Below are 19,426 nucleotides of genomic sequence, written 5' to 3'. Positions count from 1 at the left end.
GGCAGGGAACCATGGCATCAAACCCTGAGATGTATTGCATAAGAAACATTCGTTGGATTGATCCTTGCTCGGGGAAGAGACTGTGCTCATCCCCACTGGAGGACAGGATCATGAAAGCGCAAAAGGGTTATCTGCTGGTTCACAAACTGCCAATTCAGGCGTTGTCGTTACGTGCACTATGGCGCCAGGTGGTCCGCTGGCACGAGTTGGCGCAGGAGCGCCGGATGCTTGCCGGCCTGAGTGATTCGGCCCTGCATGACCTGGGGCTGAGCCGGGCGGATGTGGAGCATGAAGCGGTCCGCCCGTTCTGGGACGACCCGATGCACAAATAACCCGGTGGCCACTACACAAGCCGGTCCAGGGTGCGCTAGCGTGCGGGCAGACCAGGAGACGCTCATGCCCGCACTACCTTCTTTCTCGCTCAAGCAGGCCCGCCGGCTGGCGCTGGCCGCCCAAGGCTTCGGCGGGCGCCAGCCGCCGGCATCGATCAAGGCCTCCCGACTCAATCAGCAGATCGAGCGCCTGGGCCTGTTGCAGATCGATTCGGTCAACGCCCTGGTGCGCGCCCATTACTTGCCGTTGTTTTCCCGTCTTGGCAGTTATCCACAGCAGCTGCTCGATCAGGCCGCCTGGAGCCAGGGGCGCCAGCGCACCTTGTTCGAGTACTGGGGGCATGAGGCCTCGCTGCTGCCGATGTCCATGTACCCCTTGATGCGCTGGCGCATGCAGCGTGCACGCCAGGGGCAGGGTATCTACTCGCAACTGGCGCGTTTCGGCCAGGAACGCCAGGCCACTCTGCGCCGGGTGCTGGCGGCCGTGGAGCAGCAGGGCGCGCTGGGGGCCGGCAGCCTCTCCACCCGCGAAGAACGGGCCGGCCCATGGTGGGACTGGAGCGATGAAAAGCATGCCCTGGAATGGCTGTTCGCTGCCGGTGAGGTGACGGTGTCCGGCCGCCGCGGTTTCGAGCGTCTGTATGACTTGCCGGAACGGGTGATCCCGGCGGCGATCCTCCAGCAGATGCCGTTGGAGGAAGCCCAGGCCCAGCGCCAGCTGCTGCTGCAGGCGGCCGGGGCACTGGGGGTCGCCACGGAAAAGGACCTGCGGGACTACTTTCGCCTCGACCCCGGCGATAGTCGCGCGCGGCTTGCCGAGTTGTGCGAGTCCGGCGAACTGCTGGGCTGTGAGGTCCAGGGCTGGAAGCAAAGTGCCTATTGCCTGCCCGAGGCGCGGGTGCCGCGCAAGGTCGAAGCCAGCGCGCTGTTGTCACCTTTCGATTCCCTGATCTGGGAGCGTAGCCGTACCGAGCGGCTGTTCGATTTCCGCTACCGCCTGGAGATCTACACGCCTGAGCACAAGCGTGTCTATGGCTATTACGTGCTGCCGTTCCTGCACAACGAGCGGATTGCCGCCCGGGTCGACCTGCGGGCGGAGCGGGCCCAGGGGCGTCTGGCGGTGCACGCGGTGCATGAGGAGCCATTCGGTCTGGACGACGAGGGTGTCCGGGCATTGGCCCTGCAATTGCGAAAGATGGCCGACTGGCTGGGGTTGGAACAGATTCAGCTCAATTGCCAGCGTGATGGCGCGCGACGCCTGCGTGAGGTGCTGGGGTGAAGAGCTTCGCGGGCCAGCCCGCTCCTACACAGCCCTTGCAGGAGCGGGCTGGCCCGCGAAAGCGCTCTTAGCGTTTGACCTGCTTCAAGGTCTCGGCAATCAGGAAGGCCAGTTCCAGTGACTGGTCGGCATTCATCCGCGGGTCGCAATGGGTGTGGTAACGGTCCGACAAGCCATCCTCGGTAATCGGCCGGGCACCGCCGATGCATTCGGTGACGTTCTGCCCGGTCATCTCGATATGGATGCCACCGGCATAGCTGCCTTCGGCTTGGTGGACCTGGAAGAACTGCTTGACCTCGGTGAGGATCTGCGCGAAATCCCGGGTCTTGTAGCCGCTGCTGGCCTTGATGGTGTTGCCGTGCATCGGGTCCGAGCTCCACAGCACCTGCTTGCCTTCGCTTTCCACCGCGCGAATCAGCTGTGGCAGGTGATCGCCGACCTTGTTGGCGCCCATGCGCACGATCAGGTTGAGGCGGCCGGGATCGTTTTCCGGGTTGAGGATATCGATCAGGCGGATCAGTTCGTCGGTGTTCATGCTCGGGCCGACCTTGACCCCGATCGGGTTGTTCACCCCGCGCAGGAACTCCACGTGGGCGCCGTCCAGTTGCCGGGTGCGATCGCCGATCCACAGCATGTGCGCCGAGCAGTCGTAGTAGTCGTTGGTCAGGCTGTCGCGGCGCACGAAGGCTTCTTCATAGTTGAGCAGCAACGCCTCGTGGGCGGTGAAGAAGCTGGTTTCGCGCAGTTGCGGCGCGCTGTCCAGGCCGCAGGCGCGCATGAAGGCCAGGGTTTCGTCGATGCGGTCTGCCAGTTGGCTGTACTTCTCGGCCAGGGCCGAGTTGGCGATGAAGTCCAGGTTCCACTTGTGCACCTGGTGCAGGTCGGCGAAACCGCCCTGGGCGAAGGCTCGCAGCAGGTTGAGGGTGGCGGTGGCCTGGTGGTAGGACTGCAGCAGGCGGTCGGGGTCCGGTACCCGGCTTTTTTCATCGAAGCCGATGCCGTTGACGATGTCGCCCCGGTAGGCCGGGAGGGTCACGCCATTGATGGTTTCGTCGTTGGCCGAGCGCGGCTTGGCGAACTGGCCGGCCATGCGCCCGACCTTGACCACCGGGCAGCCGGCGGCAAAGGTCATGACGATGGCCATCTGCAGCAGCACCTTGAAGGTGTCGCGAATCTTCGCCGCGGAGAACTCGGCGAAGCTCTCGGCACAATCGCCACCCTGCAACAGGAATGCCCGGCCCTGGGTGACTTCGGCAAACTGGCGACGCAACTCCCGGGCTTCACCGGCAAACACCAGCGGTGGATAACTGGCCAGGCTTTGCTCGACCTGCAGCAGGTGCGCGGCATCGGGGTAGTGGGGTTGTTGCTGGATCGGCAGGGCGCGCCAGCTGTCGGGGCTCCAGGGTTGGCTCATCGCGGACTCGAGTGCTTTAACGGTGGGAGGGGCATGTTAGCAGCAAATTAGTGCGTGACCTGCTCCTCTCGCTTGGCCGACAATCGCGCCTTTCCCGCTCGCTGCCGAGCGGTTGGTTTATCGCGCCGGCAAGGTTCTGTGCCCGCGCGGCTAGGAGATGAAATGACTGAGGAGCGCGTCGAGCGCCTGCTCGCCGAAGTGCATGACGAATTCGGCATGATCCGGGTCCTGGAAGTGGCGGACTATCGTTTTCTCGAATTTGGCGATGCCATCGAGCAAAGCTGTGTGTTCACGGCGGACCCCAGTTGGCTGGAGTACGACTACACCCGGGCCATGCTGATCGGTGCCCTGTGCCATGAGGCGCCGGAGAGCGCGTTGTTTCTCGGGCTGGGCGCCGGCACCCTGACCCAGGCCTGCCTGAAGTTCCTGCCTCTGGAAGATGTGGAAGCCATCGAACTGCGACCGGACGTGCCGCGCCTGGCTATCGAGTACCTGGGGCTGGACGACGATCCGCGTCTATATATAAGAGTCGGCGATGCCCTGGAGCTGCTGGACAGTGCTGAATCCGCCGACCTGATCTTCGTCGACCTGTACACCGACGTCGGCCCCGGCGTCGGGCATCTGGCCTGGGGGTTTCTGGAGAACTGCCAGAAGCGCCTCAACCCCGGCGGCTGGCTGGTGATCAACCAGTGGGCCACCGATGATGGCAAGCCCCTGGGCGCCGCCCTGTTGCGCGGGCTCTATCACCGCCATTACTGGGAGTTGCCGGTGAAGGAGGGCAACGTGATTCTGATCGTGCCGTCCGACCTCGACCAGGAGATGGACCTGCCAGGCCTGAATGCCCGGGCCCAAGCCCTGGCCCCACGCTTGGGCTACTCCCTGCAACCCTTGATCAAGGCGATCCGCCCGGCCACATAAGCCCTTGCTGGCGCCGGCTGGCCGGCGAAGCCGATCTGCCGGCCCCTGTTCAACAGCCCTTGAACACCCCGGGCCGTTTTTCGATCATCGCCCGCACGCCCTCTTTGGCGTCCTCACTGTTCATCAGTTTGTGCACCAGCGGCGCCAGCCCCTGGGCGGCCACCGTTTCCCCTTCGAGCCTGGCCTGGCGTGCCGACATCAAGGTCGCCTGCACCCCCAACGGTGCCTGGCGGGCAATCCGTTCGGCCAGTTCGATGGCCCGGGGCAGCAGGTCTTCGCTGGCCATGACCTCCTGCACCAAGCCCAGGCGCAGGGCTTCATGGGCATCGAATTCGTCCCCGGTCAGCAACCAGCGCATGGCATTGCCCCAGCCGGCCAGTTGATGCAGGCGCAGGGTCGCGCCGCCGAAAGGGAAGATTCCGCGTTGCACCTCCATTTGCGCGAAGCGAGTATTGCTGGCGCAGAGATTGATGTCGGAGGCCAGCATCAGCTCGATGCCGATGGTCAGGCAGTAGCCTTGTACGGCGACAATCACCGGCTTGTTCACCCGTGGGCCGCTGAACACGCCCCAGGGGTCGCAGCCACCGGCTGGTGCTTGCCAGCCCTGGGCCAGGGCGGCGCCGACATTGGCCAGGTCCAGGCCTGCGGTGAAGTGCTCGCCGTGGCCGAACACCACCGCCACTCGCGCCTCGCTGCTGGCTTCGAACTCGCCGTAGGCCAGGCTCAACTGGTTGAGCAGCTCGAGGTCGAAGGCATTGCGCTTGGCCACCCGGTCCAGGCCGATAAGGAACAGGTGACCACGTAGTTCACGGCTGACACGGCTGGCACTGGGCTGATTCATGAGCGCTGTCCTGGGAAGAAAGAGGGGAGGTTGGCGCGGGCGGTTTCGTGCACAAAGGTGAACCGTTTAAGCGCGATGACCAACAGCGCCGGGCCTGAGCAAAATAGCGCGCCGCCGAAGTCTGCGCAAAGCCCATGACAATCGGGTGTTCAGCGGATTTTTCCGATAAAAAAACTCCCTTTTTTGAGTAATTCCGGTATAGTGCGCGCCGGCCTTTAGCCGGGCCACGTTTAGGTAATGCAATTCCCCGAAGTCAGCTTCGGCTGCTTGTCCGCTGCGCGGACTATCCTTGACGATCCATTCATCCAATCGTTTTCGCAAATCCCCGCCGACAAAGCTGCCAGGGTGACTCTTGAGTCTTACACGGCATGCGCAGCTTTGGAGCATGGGTCTTTGCGGATGCACTTAGAGGCAGACCCATGACCCAGGAAATCGGCGGCTTCGCCGCTCTTGAACTTCATCCCAATATTGTCGCTGCAGTAGTCGCTACCGGCTATGAAGAGCCTTCGGCTATTCAGCAGCAGTCGATCCCGATCATCCTTGCCGGTCACGATATGATTGGTCAGGCGCAAACCGGTACCGGTAAGACCGCTGCCTTTGCCCTGCCTATCCTGCACCGCATTGATCCGTCCAAGCGCGAGCCGCAAGCTCTGATCCTGGCCCCAACCCGTGAGTTGGCGCTGCAAGTAGCAACCGCTTTCGAAACCTACGCCAAGCAAATGCCGGGCGTGACTGTTGTGGCCGTCTACGGCGGTGCGCCGATGGGCCCACAACTGAAAGCAATCCGTAATGGCGCACAGATCGTTGTCGCCACTCCGGGCCGTCTGTGCGACCACCTGCGTCGCGACGAAAAAGTCCTGGCCACCGTGAACCACCTGGTTCTCGACGAAGCCGACGAGATGCTCAAGCTGGGCTTCATGGATGACCTGGAAGTGATCTTCAAGGCCATGCCGGAGACCCGCCAGACCGTACTGTTCTCGGCCACCCTGCCGCAGTCGATCCGGGCCATCGCCGAGCGTCACCTGAAGGACCCGAAACACGTCAAGATCCAGAGCAAGACCCAGACCGTCACCGCGATCGAGCAGGCTCACCTGCTGGTTCACGCCGACCAGAAGACCTCTGCCGTTCTGAGCCTGCTGGAAGTTGAAGATTTCGACGCCCTGATCATGTTCGTGCGCACCAAGCAAGCGACCCTGGACCTGGCTAGTGCCCTGGAAGCCAAAGGCTACAAAGCCGCTGCGCTGAACGGCGACATCGCCCAGAACCAGCGTGAGCGCGTGATCGACTCCCTCAAGGATGGCCGCCTGGACATCGTTGTGGCGACCGACGTAGCCGCCCGTGGTCTGGACGTACCGCGCATCACCCACGTATTCAACGTGGACATGCCGTACGATCCGGAGTCCTACGTACACCGTATCGGCCGTACCGGCCGTGCCGGTCGCGAAGGCCGCGCGCTGCTGCTGGTGACTCCGCGCGAGCGCCGCATGCTGCAAGTGATCGAGCGTGTAACCGGTCAGAAGGTTGCCGAAGTTCGCCTGCCGGACGCCCAAGCCGTTCTCGATGCCCGCATCAAGAAGCTGACCAACAGCCTGTCGCCGCTGGTGGCTGATGCTGAAGCGACCCACGGTGATCTGCTCGATCGCCTGACCGCCGACATCGGTTGCAGCCCGCGTGCCCTGGCCGCAGCCCTGCTGCGCAAGGCTACCAACGGTCAAGCGCTGAACCTGGCCGCGATCGAGAAAGAGCGTCCACTGGTGCCCAACAGCGCTCCACGTGGCGATCGTCCTGAGCGTTCCGGTGACCGTCCTGATCGTGGTGACCGTGAGCGTCGCGCGCCAATGCCTCTGGGCGAAGGTCGTGCACGCTGCCGTACCGCGCTGGGTGCCCGTGACGGCATCGCTGCCAAGAACCTTCTGGGCGCGATCCTCAATGAAGGCGGCCTGGCCCGTGAAGCTATCGGCCGCATCCAGGTGCGTGACAGCTTCAGCCTGGTCGAGCTGCCGGAGGATGGTCTGGACCGTCTGCTGACCAAGCTCAAGGACACTCGCGTTGCCGGCAAGCAGCTGAAGCTGCGTCGCTATCGCGAAGATTGATCGGCCCCTGGGCTGATTGATCAGGCATAAAAAATCCCCGACTGGTTCGGGGATTTTTTTTGCCTGTCATTTGCCTTGGAGCTGGTGGCCATCAGCCAAATCGGTAGATGTCCATGCCCAGGGCGCCCAGGGTGAAGCCCTGGTGGGCCACGCTGAATTCGCCACCGGCGCCCCGGGCGAAATACAGCGGCAGCAGGTGTTCATCACTGGGGTGGCTGCGCACGGCATTCGGTGCCTGCTGGCGGTAGTCATGCAGGGCCGCCTGGTCATCGGCCGCCAGCTTGTCGATCATCCAGTCGCGAAAGGCCTTGGCCCAGGGTTCGACGCTTTCCGGGCCAGCGTGCCAGTCCAGGTCCCGCAGGTTGTGGGTGATGCTGCCGGAGCCGATCAGCAGCACGCCTTGCTCCCGCAGGCTGGCCAGGGCGTGGCCGATGCGGGAGCGACAGCTGGACCACCGGGATGTCCGCCTGCGGGTACATCAGCGACAGCGGTACCCAGGTGCCGTGGTCGAAGGGGCGCTGGCTGTCCAGTTGGGCGGGCAGGCCTTCGGCCTGGAGCAGCTCCACTACCTGGGCTGCCAGTTCCGGATCGCCCGGGGCCGGGTATTGCACGGCAAACAGCGCGGCGGGGAAGCCGCCAAAGTCGTGCCAGGTTTCCGGGTGCGGGTTGCAACTGACCCGCAGATCGGAGCTTTCCCAGTGGGCCGAGACCACCAGGATCGCCCTGGGCCGTGGCAGCTCGGCTGCCAGGCGAGCCAGGGCCGGGCCGCTGGCGCCGGGTTCCAGCGCCAGCATGGGAGAGCCGTGGGAGATGAACAGGCTGGGAAGCATGAAGAGGCTCCTGAAGGTTAAGATGCGCCATCTTCAATCAGATCAATGATCTAAATCTAATATAAGTTTTAGCGCTTTTTTATCGAATTTTAAGGACTTCTCATGCAAGCGGACTTTTGGCAAAAGCGCTGGGAGCGCGATCAGATCGGCTTTCACCTGGCCGAGGTCAACCCTTACCTGCAGCAGTACTGGCCGGCCTTGGGCCTGGCGGCGCAAAGCCGCGTGCTGGTGCCCTTGTGCGGCAAGAGCCTGGACCTGATCTGGCTTGCTGACCAAGGGTTCGAGGTGCTGGGCATCGAACTGGCGGAAAAGGCGGTGGAGGATTTCTTTCGTGAGCACCAGTTGCAGCCGCAGATCAGCCAGCACGGGGTGTTCAAGGTCTACGCCCACGGGCCCATTGAGCTCTGGTGCGGTGATTTCTTTGCCCTGACCGCCGAGGACACCGCTGATTGCACGGCCCTGTATGACCGTGCAGCCATGATTGCCTTGCCCTCGCCCATGCGACAGCGCTATGCCGCTCACCTCAATGGCCTGTTGCCGAATGGCAGCAAGGGGCTGCTGATCACCATGGATTACGCCCAGGAGCAGTTGGACGGCCCGCCATTTGCGGTGCTCGACGATGAGGTCCGGCAACGTCTGGGGGGCGTCTGGCAACTGCAGGTAGAAACGGAGCGCGACATTCTTGGCGAGAGCTGGAAGTTTCTCCAGGGTGGCGTGACCCGGCTGGTGGAGAGGGTTTATCGCCTGAGCAAGCAGGGGCGCGCGAGATAGGTTTTTGGCGGCCAAGCAAAAGGGCGACTTGCGTCGCCCTTTTGGGTATTGCCTTGCAGTGGATCAGCCGCGACGACGCAGGGCTTCGATACGCTCTTCCAGCGGAGGGTGGCTCATGAACATGCGAGCCAGGCCCTGCTTGATGCCACCGTTGATGCCGAAGGCATTCAGGGTGTCGGGCATGTGCACCGGCAGGCCCTGTTCCGAACGCAGGCGCTGCAGCGCGCCGATCATCGCGTTGGTGCCGGCCAGACGGGCGCCGGCTTCGTCGGCGCGGTATTCGCGTTTGCGCGAGAACCACATGACGATGGCGCTGGCCAGGATACCCAGAACCAGTTCGGCGAAGATGGTCGCCACGTAGTAGGCGATGCCCTGGCCTTCTTCGTTCTTGAAGATCACCTTGTCGACGAAGTTGCCGATGATCCGTGCGAAGAACATCACGAAAGTGTTCACCACACCCTGGATCAGTGCCAGGGTCACCATGTCACCGTTGGCGACGTGGCCGATCTCGTGGGCCAGCACGGCTTTCACTTCATCGGGCGAAAAACGTTCCAGAAGGCCCTGGCTGACGGCTACCAGCGCATCATTCTTGTTCCAGCCGGTGGCAAAGGCGTTGGCCTCATAGGCTGGGAAAATACCCACTTCGGGCATCTTGATGCCCGCTTCGCGGGACAGTTGCTCGACGGTCTGCAGCAACCATTGCTCATGGCGGGTGCGCGGTTGGGTAATGATCTGCGTGCTGGTGCTCATCTTCGCCATCCACTTGGAGATGAACAGCGAGAACAGCGAACCGGCAAAACCGAAGACCGCACAGAAAATCAGCAGCTGATTGAGGTTCAGATCAACCCCATTGGCCGCCATGAACCCGTTGAAGCCGAAAAGGCTCAGGGTGATGCTGGCAATCAGCACGACCGCAAGGTTAGTGGCCAAAAACAGCAGGATTCGCATCATGGTTGTAGAAATCTCCTCAAGCTAAAGATGTAGCGTACTGCGGGGTATATAAGGTGCGACAACCGCCTATTCAATACGGCTTCTATTTCAAACTGTGTCGCACAGGCCGGGTCTAGACGCTTGTAGTTCAACGCCATGAGCCAACGCCAGGGCGGCCGCCACCCGGCTGCGGTGCAGACGTGTGACAGTGGGCAGGACGGAAAGTGCAAGCTTATAGAAGGGGAGTGGAGCAGGGCAGTGAAGATGTGTTGCTGAATTAATCGCAGTGCGACCAGAGAAGGATCGCACTGCGATTTTTCCGTTACTGGCGGTAGGACTTGAGGAAGCTGCCGATCCGACCAATGGCCTGCTCCAGGTCATCCACCCGCGGCAGGGTCACGACGCGGAAGTGATCCGGCCATGGCCAGTTGAAGGCCGTGCCTTGCACCACCAGGAGCTTTTCCGAGAGCAGCAGGTCGAGGACGAACTTCTCGTCGTTGTGGATCGGGCAGATCTTCGGGTCGATCCGCGGGAAGGCATACAGCGCGCCCATGGGCTTGACGCAACTGACTCCGGGAATGTCGTTGAGCAGTTCCCAGGTACGGTTGCGCTGTTCCAGCAGGCGGCCCGGGGGCAGCACCAGGTCGTTGATGCTCTGGTAGCCGCCCAGTGCGGTCTGGATGGCGTGCTGGCTGGGCACGTTGGCGCACAGGCGCATGTTGGCCAGCATGTCGATGCCTTCGATGTAGCTCTGGGCGTGCTGCTTGGGACCGGAAATGGCCACCCAGCCGGAACGGAAACCGGCTACCCGATAGGACTTGGACAGGCCGTTGAAGGTCAGGCACAGCAGGTCCGGTGCCAGCGAGGCGGTGCAGATGTGTACGGCGTCGTCGTAGAGGATCTTGTCGTAGATCTCGTCCGAGAACACCACCAGGTTGTGCTGGCGGGCCAGCTCCAGCATGCCCAGCAGCACTTCCCTGGGGTAGACGGCGCCGGTGGGGTTGTTCGGGTTGATGATCACCAGGGCCTTGGTGTTCGGGGTGATCTTGGCCTTGATGTCGGCCAGGTCCGGCCACCAGTTGGCCTGCTCGTCGCACAGGTAGTGCACCGGGTTGCCGCCGGCCAGGCTCACCGCGGCGGTCCACAGCGGGTAGTCGGGGGCCGGCACCAGCACTTCGTCGCCGTTGTTGAGCAGGGCCTGCATGGCCATCACGATCAGTTCGGAAACACCGTTGCCCAGGTAGATGTCTTCGATGCCGATGCCTTCCACCTGCTTCTGCTGGTAGTACTGCATCACCGCCTTGCGGGCACTGAACAGGCCCTTGGAGTCGCTGTAGCCCTGGGCAGTGGGCAGGTTGCGGATCACGTCCTGGAGGATTTCGTCCGGCGCTTCGAAACCAAAGGGCGCCGGGTTGCCGATATTCAGCTTGAGGATGCGGTGGCCTTCCTCTTCCAGACGTTTGGCGTGCTTGAGCACTGGGCCGCGAATGTCATAACAGACGTTGGCGAGCTTGTTCGATTTGCTGACCTGCATGGCGATGTGTTCCCGAAAATGAACGATCCAGGCGGAGGATGAACTACCGTACTGGGAATCCTGCCGTGTCACACCGGCCTGTAACCCGCACCGGCTGCGGCAAAATCCGTTTGAATGGGTGTAACGCGGCTGCCAGACTGGCGTCTGACGAGGCGCAATCATACGTGCCGCCCGATCCGTGGAAAAGACACAGATCGGGCTTTTTCCGTTGCAGAGGAAGGACCATGGAAAAGCTGGAAAAAACCCTGGAAGAATGGCGGTCGATGCTCGACCCGGAGCAGTACAACGTCTGCCGGCTCAAGGGCACCGAACGGCCCTTCTCGGGCAAGTACAACGGCACCAAGACCGATGGGGTCTATCACTGCATCTGCTGCAATGAGCCGCTGTTCGATTCCAAGGCCAAGTTCGATTCCGGGTGTGGCTGGCCGAGTTTCTACGAGCCCATTGCCGACAGCGCCATGGTGGAGATCCGTGACATGAGCCACGGCATGATCCGTACCGAAGTGGTCTGCGCCAAGTGCGACGCGCACTTGGGCCACGTGTTCCCGGACGGCCCGCCGCCCACCGGCCTGCGTTACTGCATCAACTCGGTGTGCCTGGACCTGGTGCCGCGCTGACCGGTTGGCGATTCTTCGGAATCGCCTTTTGTTCAATTAAATTGCATGCAATTTAATTGAGCGCTATTTTGCTGCCTCTTACTTCCACACATGGAGTTGCCGTCATGACCGACTCACTGCTGACCATTCCCTGCACCACCATCAAGGGTGAACAAAAGACCCTGGCGGACTTCGCCGGCAAGGCCGTGCTGGTGGTCAACACTGCCAGCAAGTGCGGCTTCACCCCGCAATACAAGGGGCTCGAAGAGCTGTGGCAGACCTACAAGGATCAGGGGCTGGTGGTATTGGGCTTTCCCTGCAACCAGTTCGGCAAGCAGGAACCAGGCAACGAAGGGGCGATCTCCGAGTTCTGCGAGCTCAACTACGGTGTGAGTTTCCCGCTGTTCAAGAAGATCGAGGTCAATGGCGCCGGGGCCCATCCACTGTTCGCGCAGTTGAAAAAGCGCGCACCCGGCGTGCTCGGCTCCCAAGGCATCAAGTGGAACTTCACCAAGTTCCTGATCGGCCAGGACGGCAAGCTGGTCAAGCGTTTCGCTCCGGCAACCAAACCCCAGGACCTGAGCCGCGAGATCGAAGCCCTGCTCAAATGAACGACCTGTCCGTGGATTCACTGAAACTCGATTCCCAGCTGTGCTTCAAGCTGTACGCCGCCTCGCGGGCGGTGGTCCGTGGCTACAAGCCGATGCTCGACCGCCTGGGCCTGACCTACCCGCAGTACCTGGTGATGCTGGTGCTGTGGGAATGGCAGGCAACGCCTCCGTCCCTGCCGACGGTCAAGGCCCTGGGCGAGCGCCTGGCCCTGGATTCCGGGACCCTGACCCCGTTGCTCAAGCGTCTGGAGCAGTTGCAACTGGTGCAGCGCCAGCGGTCCGGGCGCGACGAGCGCGAGGTGCACTTGAGCTTGAGCGAGCGCGGCCTGGCGCTGCGTGAGCAGGTGCCGCCGCTGAAGGCGGCGTTGCTGTGCGACAGCGGGATCGATCTGGACAACCTCGATCAGCTGCGCGTCGGCCTGGATCAACTGCTGCAGCAGATCAAAGCTTTGTCGTAGTCGGCACCCAGAGGTCGAGCAGGGCGATCAGTTCCTCGCGACGGAACGGTTTGGCCAGGTAGTCGCTCATGCCGGCGGCGCGGCAGCGTTCACGCTCCTCGGGCATGGCGTTGGCAGTCAGGGCGATGATCGGCAGATCCGGCCAGCGCCCGCTGCGCCGGATCTGCCGGCTGGCTTCGTAGCCATCCATGACCGGCATGTTGCAGTCCATCAGCACCAGATCGAAACGATGCAGCTCCAACTGATTGAGGGCTTCGGCGCCATGGGCGGCCACGGTCACCGCGCAGCCGAGCTTGCTCAGCATGCCCTTGGCCACCAGTTGGTTCACCGGGTTGTCCTCCACCAGCAGAATGTCCGCCCGGCGCCGTTGCACCGGCATTTCCAGCTGGGCGTCGTTGAGGGTGATGGTTTCTCCCAGCAACGAGCGTCGCAGGGTCTGATACAGCGCATTGCGCGCCAGGGGCCGGGCCTGCTGTTGCAGCGGCGCCAGGGCGTTGGCCTCTTCGCTGGGCAGGAAGCTGCCATAGGCGGTCACCAGCAGGATTGGCGCGCGGATCGCCGGGCGCAGGCCGAACAGGCATTCCGGGCAATCGGTGATCAGCAGGTCGGGGTCGAGGCCGGCCAGGGAATCCTCGATATCACAGCGCTGATAGCTCAGGCCCCAACTGGGCAGCAGGCTGGCCAGCAGCTCGGCGAGGCCGCTGCCGGCCTCGGTGATGGCGATGATCTTCCCGGCCAGCGCCGGCGGCGGGGCGGCCGGAGTGTGGCAGGGCAGCGGCAGGTCGGCGCAGAACTGGCTGCCGAAGCCGACTTCCGAACTGATGCTCAGGCGGCCGTCCATGGCTTCGCAGAGGTTGTAGGTCAGGGCCAGGCCCAGGCCGGTGCCGCCGTATTGGCGAGTGATGCCGGCGCCGGCCTGGGTATAGGGCTGGAAGATGCGCACTTGGGCTTCCTGGGCGATGCCTATGCCGGTGTCGCAGATCTCGATGCGCACCCCGTCGCCCAGGGTGCTCAGGCGCACATCGACGCGGCCGAAACGGGTGAACTTGAGGGCGTTGGACAGCAGGTTGCTGACGATCTGCCGCACCCGGGTAGGGTCCCCCAGTACCAGGGCGGGGAAGTCCGGGTCGATCAGGCAGGCCAGCTCCACGCTGGCCGCGGCGTTTTGCGACAGCAGGTTGGCGGTGTCCTCCACCAGTACCCCGAGATCGAAGGGAATGCGCTCCAGCTCCAGTTGCCCGGCGTCGAACTTGGACATGTCGAGAATATCGTTGAGCAATTCCACCAGCACCTTGCCGGAGTCATGGGCAATCGACAGCTGCTGGCGCTGCTCGGGGTTCAGCGGGCTGTCCAGGGACAGCGCGATCATCCCCAGCAGGCCATTGAGCGGGGTGCGAATCTCGTGGCTCATGTTGGCCAGAAACGCCGCCCGGGCCTGGGCCATGTCCAGGGCAGTGCGCCGGGCGATCTCCAGTTCCTCGTTGGACTGGCTGAGCCGGGCATTGCTGGCCTTGAGCTCGGTGGTGCGGGCCGAGACGATGTTCTCCAGCTGCCCGAGGTATTCGGTCAGGCGGTTTTCGGCGTTGCGTCGCTGCTGGATCTCGGTGGCCATGATGTCGAACTGCTGGTTGGCCACCTTGATCAGCACCCCGACTTCGTCGTTCTCGTGGCCATGGGGAAAGTCCAGCTTGGCCTGTTTCGGGCTGCGCGGGTCGCGGCTGCTGAGCTCGCGGATCACCCGCACCAAGGGCTTGGTCAGCATCACGTAGAACAGCGCCAGGAGAATCCCGGTGAGTATCAGGCTGCGGGCGAACCCGTTGATCAGGGTGACTTCGGCACGCCGCAGGAAACGGCTGCCGAAGGCGTAGGTATCCACATCCAGGTGCAGGGTGCCGAGGGACTCCTCCGGCAGGTGGCTCAGATACAGGCGATCCTCGAACTGGCGATCGGCGCCGAACAGGAAGTCGCTGATGGCCCGATAGCGGCTCTGTTGCGGTGGCCGTTCGACGTTGGCCAGCAGGGTATTGTTGTTGTCGATCAATTGCGCGCGAATGATCGCCGGGGAGCGCAGCAGGCCCAGGGTCAATTCCTGGGCCAGCTCGGCGTCGATGTTGTAGGCGATGCGCGAGGCCGGATTGTGGCTGATTTCCAGCAGCGATTGGATTTCACGATTGATGGAGGCGTCTTCGCTGGCATAATCGATGCCGATTTGTAGCAGACTGAGCGCGGTCCCCAGAATGAAACCCACCAGCACGGTGAGCCGGGCCTGTTTATAGGACAGGCGGTTGGTGAACTTGATATCCATGGGGGGTTGAACCACTTTCGTTTCCCTTCGCTGCGCAAGCATAGCTGATCATTTTCGGTTGCCGGGCTGGCCGGGCAGCAGCTGATAAAGCGATAGACCCCTTGATCGGGATTGCGTTTGCTCTGTGTGCCGCATCATTACCTTGAACGTGCCTGAGGAAAAGTCGTGGATGCTCGATTGAATGCATTTCTTGAACGTGCCGATGCGGTTCTGGCGCGGATTGAACCCTTGTTGCCCACCCTGCGCCAGCCCATCGACTGGAATCAGTGCCTGGCGGCCCGCTGGCAGCGTGAAGGGCGCAGCGGTTTCCTGCTGCCGCTGGAAGTCAGCCTGGACATGCGCCTGAGCGACCTGATCGGGGTCGACAAGCAGCGTGAGCAATTGGCGCGCAACACCCAGCAGTTCCTTGACGGCCTGCCAGCCAACCATGCCCTGCTCTGGGGCTCGCGTGGCACTGGCAAGTCTTCCCTGGTACGGGCCCTGCTGGCCGAGCACGCCAAGGGCGGCCTGCGGCTGATCGAGATCGAGCGTGACCACCTGGCGGACCTGCCGCGGGTGGTGGAACAGTTGGTCAAGCTGCCCCAGCGTTTCGTGCTGTTCTGCGACGACCTCTCGTTCGAGGCCGGCGAGGGCGATTACCGGGTGCTCAAGAGCGTGCTCGACGGCTCCCTGGAGCAGGCCCCGGAGAACGTGCTGCTGTACGCCACCTCGAACCGCCGGCACCTGGTGCCGGAAAAGGAAAGCGACAACGAGAACTGGAAGCGCGTCGACGGCGAGCTGCATCCCAGTGAAGCCGTGGAAGACAAGATCGCCCTGTCGGACCGTTTCGGCCTGTGGCTGTCGTTCTATCCCTTCACCCAGGAGCACTTCCTCAACGTGGTGGAGCACTGGATCGGCGAACTGGCGCGCAAGGCCGGCCTCGACTGGCAGCGTGACGAAGAACTGGACATCCTCGCGGTACGCTGGGCCACCGGCCGGGGCAACCGCAATGGCCGTTGTGCCTATCAATTTGCCCGCTATTGGGTGGGCCTGCAGTTGTTGGAGCAAAAAGCATGATCGATTTGCAAAGCGCCGGCCAAGGCCTGGACGGTTACGGGCTGCTGTGCGCGCAGTTGGAGTCGCTGCTGGCCGATGAGCGTGATTTCATCGCCAACGCCGCGCAGTTCTCAGCCTTCCTTTATAGCCAGCTGGAGGACCTGAACTGGGCGGGGTTCTACCTCAACCGCAACCAGGAGCTGGTGCTCGGGCCGTTCCAGGGGCAGATCGCCTGCGTGCGGATTCCCTTCGGCCGTGGCGTCTGCGGTACCGCGGCGGCGACTCTGCAGACCCAGCGGGTAGAAGATGTGCACGCCTTTGCCGGGCACATTGCCTGTGACAGCGCCTCCAACAGCGAGCTGGTGGTGCCGCTGGTCAAGGACGGCCGGTTGATCGGTGTGCTCGACCTGGACAGCCCGAAGCTGGCGCGCTTCGGTGTTGCCGACCAGGCGGGAATCGAGCAACTGGCGGCGATCTTTCTGCGCCTGAGCGACTGCTGAAGCCCTCAGGTGCTCAAGCCCGCCTTCTTGAGCAGTGAATCCTGGTCCACCGGGTCGACCTGTTGCGGCGTCAGGAAACGCTCCGCGTAGCGCTGGTAGATCCGCTGCTGGATGAACAGCTCGAACAGCTCGGGATCGATATGGGCATCGCGGCACATCATGGCCATGATGTTCAGCGCCTCGCTCAGGGTCTTGCCCTTTTTGTAGGGGCGGTCTGCCGCCGTCAGGGCCTCGAAGATGTCGGCGATGGCCATCATCCGTGCGGGCAGGCTCATCTGTTCGCGCTTGAGCTGCTTGGGGTAGCCGGTGCCGTCCATCTTCTCGTGGTGGCCGCCGGCGATCTCCGCCACGTTCTGCAAGTGGCTGGGGAAGGGCAGGTGCTCGAGCATGATGATGGTCTGCACGATGTGGTGGTTGATCACATAGCGTTCTTCGGCCGTCAGTGTGCCCCGGGCAATGCTCAGGTTGTACAGCTCACCACGGTTGTACTTGTGGCTGGGCACCTGCAGTTTGAAGCCCCAGGGGTTGTCCGCCGCCATGACTTCCGTGGCGCTGCGCTCCAGCAGGTGTTCGGGCTTGTCCGCCAGTAGCGGTTCCAGCACCGGCAGGCTCGGCGCCGGGGTGCGTTCCTGGCGCTGGTTCTCCTCCCAGGAAACCCCCAGGCGATCGTCCAGGGTCCTGCTCCAGGTGCGCTGGGCAATACGCTGCAGGCGCTGCTGATCGGCCTCGGCCATGAATTCGGTGCCCATGTTGCAGCGGGCGACAAAGGCGAAGTCATCGTCCAGGGCCAGCAGCCGGGCCTCGCGCTCGGCGGCAAGAGGCTGTTCGTCGCCGCCCAGGGCCAGGGCGCGCCAGTAGTCGGTCCAGGCGTCGCGCTTGAGCACCTCGAAGCGGGTGCGGATTTCGTGGATGCGGTTGTTCAGGGTTTCCAGCTTGGTGGCTTTGTCCACCACGTATTCCGGGGTGGTGACCTTGCCGCAGTCGTGCAGCCAGGCGGCGATGTGCAAGGCTTCCCACTCGTCCTCGCCGGGCTGGTAGGCAGCGAATCGCGGGTCCTGGCTGGCGGCGGCCGCCTCGGCCAGCATCAGGGTCAAGGCCGGTACCCGCTGGCAGTGGCCGCCGGTGTAGGGGCTCTTGGCGTCGATGGCTCCGGCCAGCAACTGGATAAAGGCATCCAGCAACTGTTTCTGCTTGTTCTGCAGGCGCTGGCTCTCGATGCACAGGGCGGCGGTGGCGGACACGGCCTGGATAAAGGCGATGCGGTCCGGGCTGAGTTTGTCCAGGTCGGCCTCGGCGCCGCTGTCCACCAGGAACAGCAGGAGCATGCCTATGGTTTCGTTGTGCCGGTTGCGCAGGCGGATGCCCACCAGGTGCGCACTGGGGCTGTCGAGGGCCAGCAACACGCTCTGCAGGTCTGCGGCCTGATCGAATCCCAGGGTGGTGACCACGCTGTCGTTGTGGGTCAGCTGGCTCAGCCACTCGGGAGTCCGGCTGTCCGCCAGTTCCCGGGAGCCGATGGGGAACTGCGTCATGTCCTGGGGTTGGCCATCGATGATCAGCCCATGGGGCTCCAGGCGCGTGCCCTTGCTTTCACAGAGGTAGATCAGGCCGGCCTGGGCCTGGGCGATCTTCACGGTCTCGAACAGCACCCGTTGCAGCAGCGGGTCGAAACGGGTTTCGGCGGACAGGCTGGCGTTGATCTCGAAAAAGCTCGCCAGGGTGTCTTTCATCCGCGCCATCGAGATGCTCAGTTGATCAACTTCCAGCACCGGTGAACGCCGGGAAACCGGATAGTCGAAATCGAAACTGCGGATCGCGTCGGCCTCCTGCACCAGGGCGTGCAGCGGCCGTACCAGGACCCGGGAGATCAACCAACCAAGGGGCAGGCACAGCAGCAGAGTGGTGAGGGTGATCAGCGCGCCTTGCCAGCGCAGGCGATAGGCGTCGGCCAGAAGTTCGTCCTCGGGCACCAGCAGCGCCAACTGCAAGCCGCCGGGGCCACCCTCGGCGATATGGCCGCTGGCGACAATCCAGCTGCGCCCCTGGGCCTGCAGATGGCCGCCTTCGGTCTGGCCACGCATCAGGGCAGCGAGCGCCGGGCTCAGATCGTTCGCCTTGACCAGCCGCGCACTGCGTTGTTCGGGCAGCAGCTTCTGGCTGTCCGGGTAGGCCACGACGTTGCCCTGGTCATCCAGCAGGGCAACCTCGGTGGAGGGTGTGACGCGGTGCTTGGCCAGGGTCGAGGACAGCTGTTCCAGGGTCAGGTCGGCGGCGATCACGGCCATCTTGCCGCTGAGCCGGGCCAGGGTGGTGCCGACGTTCTGGGTGGAAAAGAACACATAGGGGCGGGTAGTGATCTGGTCGGCGTCGCCCCGGGCGCTGGAGAACCAGTCGCGGTTACGTGGGTCGTAGCGCTCGTCGGGGTGCTCCAGGCGGTCGATCAATACCAGCGCGGGGTCATAGAACAGCGATTGGGAATGGACTTGGCCGGTGCGGGAGTCGCGTTCGATGCTCCACACCTCGTAGGCGCTGTTTTGCGGGGCCTGGCGCTTCTCGCGGATCTGCGGATTGCGCAGTGGCCGCACCATGAAGAAATCGCCATTGGCGTAGCCCAGGTACAGCGAAGCCAGGTCCGGGTTGTCCAGCAGGGCCTGGCTGAAAGGTCGCAGCAGGGTCAGCCGGTCTTCCAGGTTCGCCGTCTGGGCCGCTGGCGAGCCCGCCAGCAGGCTAAGCAGATGGCGCATGGGATCGTAGGTGGCCTTGACGTCGCTGCGTACATCCAGCTCGATTCGCTGGAAAAGCTTTTCACTGCTGTCGAGGATCAGCCGCGTGGTCTGCTGGTAGTTGTAGAGGCCCAGCACCACACCCGTCAGGAGCAACAGCAAGGTGAACATTGCACTGATATGGATATGCAGAGGAAAGCGGCGTTGTGCTAAGGCAGGGGGGCTCAGCATTCCAATTCACTCCAAAGGCACACGA

At 63.1% G+C, this 19,426-nt stretch carries 15 protein-coding genes and 2 pseudogenes; 10 read left to right on the top strand and 7 right to left on the bottom strand.

The genetic code is table 11. The annotated features are described in order from the left end of the window. Positions 1-110: 110 nt before the first annotated feature. A complete protein-coding gene (locus ABCR88_RS23430) occupies positions 111-332 on the top strand; it encodes a DUF1127 domain-containing protein (protein ID WP_041119391.1) in 222 nt (73 codons plus the stop codon). A gap of 64 nt (positions 333-396) precedes the next feature. Next, positions 397-1,611, top strand: a complete 1,215-nt coding sequence (locus ABCR88_RS23425) for a winged helix-turn-helix domain-containing protein (protein WP_053159700.1) — start codon at positions 397-399, stop codon at positions 1,609-1,611. 67 nt (positions 1,612-1,678) lie between these two features. On the opposite strand, the gene ABCR88_RS23420 is transcribed toward ABCR88_RS23425, so the two are convergent. Beyond that, entirely contained in the window at positions 1,679-3,025 is a 1,347-nt protein-coding gene (locus ABCR88_RS23420) for a class II 3-deoxy-7-phosphoheptulonate synthase (RefSeq protein WP_011062528.1), read from the bottom strand. 162 nt (positions 3,026-3,187) lie between these two features. Here ABCR88_RS23420 and ABCR88_RS23415 point away from each other — a divergent pair, with 162 nt between their 5' ends. Next, entirely contained in the window at positions 3,188-3,943 is a 756-nt protein-coding gene (locus tag ABCR88_RS23415; protein ID WP_041119388.1) for a spermidine synthase, read from the top strand. A 49-nt stretch (positions 3,944-3,992) separates the two neighbouring features. Here ABCR88_RS23415 and ABCR88_RS23410 read toward each other — a convergent pair whose 3' ends face one another. After that, positions 3,993-4,784, bottom strand: a complete 792-nt coding sequence (locus ABCR88_RS23410; protein ID WP_015636533.1) for a crotonase/enoyl-CoA hydratase family protein — start codon at positions 4,782-4,784, stop codon at positions 3,993-3,995. A gap of 385 nt (positions 4,785-5,169) precedes the next feature. On the opposite strand from ABCR88_RS23410, the pseudogene ABCR88_RS23405 reads away from it, so the two are divergent. Beyond that, positions 5,170-6,877: pseudogene (locus tag ABCR88_RS23405) on the top strand (DEAD/DEAH box helicase). A gap of 91 nt (positions 6,878-6,968) precedes the next feature. Here the strand turns inward: ABCR88_RS23405 and ABCR88_RS23400 are convergent. After that, a pseudogene (locus tag ABCR88_RS23400) lies at positions 6,969-7,707 on the bottom strand (class III extradiol ring-cleavage dioxygenase). 102 nt (positions 7,708-7,809) lie between these two features. Between ABCR88_RS23400 and ABCR88_RS23395 the strand changes: the two are divergent. Then, on the top strand, positions 7,810-8,478 hold the full coding sequence (locus tag ABCR88_RS23395) for a thiopurine S-methyltransferase (RefSeq protein ID WP_041119384.1): 669 nt from the start codon (positions 7,810-7,812) through the stop codon (positions 8,476-8,478). 63 nt (positions 8,479-8,541) lie between these two features. Here ABCR88_RS23395 and htpX read toward each other — a convergent pair whose 3' ends face one another. Together htpX and ABCR88_RS23385 are read right to left on the bottom strand one after the other, a co-directional pair. Continuing rightward, the gene (htpX, locus tag ABCR88_RS23390) at positions 8,542-9,429 is read right to left on the bottom strand and encodes a protease HtpX (RefSeq protein ID WP_015636531.1); all 888 of its coding nucleotides are present in this window, start codon (positions 9,427-9,429) and stop codon (positions 8,542-8,544) included. A 301-nt stretch (positions 9,430-9,730) separates the two neighbouring features. Further along, on the bottom strand, positions 9,731-10,942 hold the full coding sequence (locus tag ABCR88_RS23385; RefSeq protein ID WP_011062521.1) for a pyridoxal phosphate-dependent aminotransferase: 1,212 nt from the start codon (positions 10,940-10,942) through the stop codon (positions 9,731-9,733). A 224-nt stretch (positions 10,943-11,166) separates the two neighbouring features. Here ABCR88_RS23385 and msrB point away from each other — a divergent pair, with 224 nt between their 5' ends. The 3 genes from msrB to ABCR88_RS23370 all read left to right on the top strand — a co-directional run bounded on the left by msrB (position 11,167) and on the right by ABCR88_RS23370 (position 12,607). Further along, complete coding sequence (msrB, locus tag ABCR88_RS23380) at positions 11,167-11,559, top strand: peptide-methionine (R)-S-oxide reductase MsrB (protein ID WP_011062520.1); 393 nt, start codon at positions 11,167-11,169, stop codon at positions 11,557-11,559. A 104-nt stretch (positions 11,560-11,663) separates the two neighbouring features. Next, positions 11,664-12,149, top strand: a complete 486-nt coding sequence (locus tag ABCR88_RS23375) for a glutathione peroxidase (RefSeq protein WP_015636530.1) — start codon at positions 11,664-11,666, stop codon at positions 12,147-12,149. Further along, positions 12,146-12,607: a MarR family transcriptional regulator gene (locus ABCR88_RS23370; RefSeq protein ID WP_350403616.1), complete on the top strand. Its 462-nt coding sequence runs from the start codon at positions 12,146-12,148 to the stop codon at positions 12,605-12,607. Before ABCR88_RS23375 ends, ABCR88_RS23370 begins: the two co-directional genes overlap by 4 nt. Here the strand turns inward: ABCR88_RS23370 and ABCR88_RS23365 are convergent. Next, entirely contained in the window at positions 12,591-14,912 is a 2,322-nt protein-coding gene (locus tag ABCR88_RS23365) for a response regulator (RefSeq protein ID WP_236183906.1), read from the bottom strand. The genes ABCR88_RS23370 and ABCR88_RS23365 overlap by 17 nt on opposite strands. Positions 14,913-15,077: 165 nt before the next feature. Here ABCR88_RS23365 and ABCR88_RS23360 point away from each other — a divergent pair, with 165 nt between their 5' ends. Together ABCR88_RS23360 and ABCR88_RS23355 are read left to right on the top strand one after the other, a co-directional pair. Beyond that, positions 15,078-15,968, top strand: a complete 891-nt coding sequence (locus tag ABCR88_RS23360; RefSeq protein WP_019092871.1) for an ATP-binding protein — start codon at positions 15,078-15,080, stop codon at positions 15,966-15,968. After that, on the top strand, positions 15,965-16,447 hold the full coding sequence (locus tag ABCR88_RS23355; protein ID WP_011062515.1) for a GAF domain-containing protein: 483 nt from the start codon (positions 15,965-15,967) through the stop codon (positions 16,445-16,447). Before ABCR88_RS23360 ends, ABCR88_RS23355 begins: the two co-directional genes overlap by 4 nt. Positions 16,448-16,452: 5 nt before the next feature. On the opposite strand, the gene ABCR88_RS23350 is transcribed toward ABCR88_RS23355, so the two are convergent. Next, the gene (locus ABCR88_RS23350) at positions 16,453-19,401 is read right to left on the bottom strand and encodes an HD domain-containing phosphohydrolase (RefSeq protein WP_350403615.1); all 2,949 of its coding nucleotides are present in this window, start codon (positions 19,399-19,401) and stop codon (positions 16,453-16,455) included. Between the last annotated feature and the right edge of the window lie 25 nt (positions 19,402-19,426).

It is taken from the genome of Pseudomonas sp. W17, assembly GCF_040268305.1.
Classification (GTDB): Bacteria; Pseudomonadota; Gammaproteobacteria; order Pseudomonadales; family Pseudomonadaceae; genus Aquipseudomonas; species Aquipseudomonas protegens.
This window is presented reverse-complemented; position numbering and strand designations above follow the sequence as displayed.

Bases quoted from the DNA above. Each gene is read 5' to 3' on its own strand.
- ABCR88_RS23350 (WP_350403615.1), bottom strand. From the start codon at position 19,401: ATGCTGAGCCCCCCTGCCTTAGCACAACGCCGCTTTCCTCTGCATATC.
- ABCR88_RS23375 (WP_015636530.1), top strand. From the start codon at position 11,664: ATGACCGACTCACTGCTGACCATTCCCTGCACCACCATCAAGGGTGAA.
- ABCR88_RS23430 (WP_041119391.1), top strand. From the start codon at position 111: ATGAAAGCGCAAAAGGGTTATCTGCTGGTTCACAAACTGCCAATTCAG.
- ABCR88_RS23420 (WP_011062528.1), bottom strand. From the start codon at position 3,025: ATGAGCCAACCCTGGAGCCCCGACAGCTGGCGCGCCCTGCCGATCCAG.
- ABCR88_RS23415 (WP_041119388.1), top strand. From the start codon at position 3,188: ATGACTGAGGAGCGCGTCGAGCGCCTGCTCGCCGAAGTGCATGACGAA.
- ABCR88_RS23410 (WP_015636533.1), bottom strand. From the start codon at position 4,784: ATGAATCAGCCCAGTGCCAGCCGTGTCAGCCGTGAACTACGTGGTCAC.
- ABCR88_RS23370 (WP_350403616.1), top strand. From the start codon at position 12,146: ATGAACGACCTGTCCGTGGATTCACTGAAACTCGATTCCCAGCTGTGC.
- ABCR88_RS23385 (WP_011062521.1), bottom strand. From the start codon at position 10,942: ATGCAGGTCAGCAAATCGAACAAGCTCGCCAACGTCTGTTATGACATT.
- ABCR88_RS23355 (WP_011062515.1), top strand. From the start codon at position 15,965: ATGATCGATTTGCAAAGCGCCGGCCAAGGCCTGGACGGTTACGGGCTG.
- ABCR88_RS23365 (WP_236183906.1), bottom strand. From the start codon at position 14,912: ATGGATATCAAGTTCACCAACCGCCTGTCCTATAAACAGGCCCGGCTC.
- htpX (WP_015636531.1), bottom strand. From the start codon at position 9,429: ATGATGCGAATCCTGCTGTTTTTGGCCACTAACCTTGCGGTCGTGCTG.
- ABCR88_RS23425 (WP_053159700.1), top strand. From the start codon at position 397: ATGCCCGCACTACCTTCTTTCTCGCTCAAGCAGGCCCGCCGGCTGGCG.
- msrB (WP_011062520.1), top strand. From the start codon at position 11,167: ATGGAAAAGCTGGAAAAAACCCTGGAAGAATGGCGGTCGATGCTCGAC.
- ABCR88_RS23395 (WP_041119384.1), top strand. From the start codon at position 7,810: ATGCAAGCGGACTTTTGGCAAAAGCGCTGGGAGCGCGATCAGATCGGC.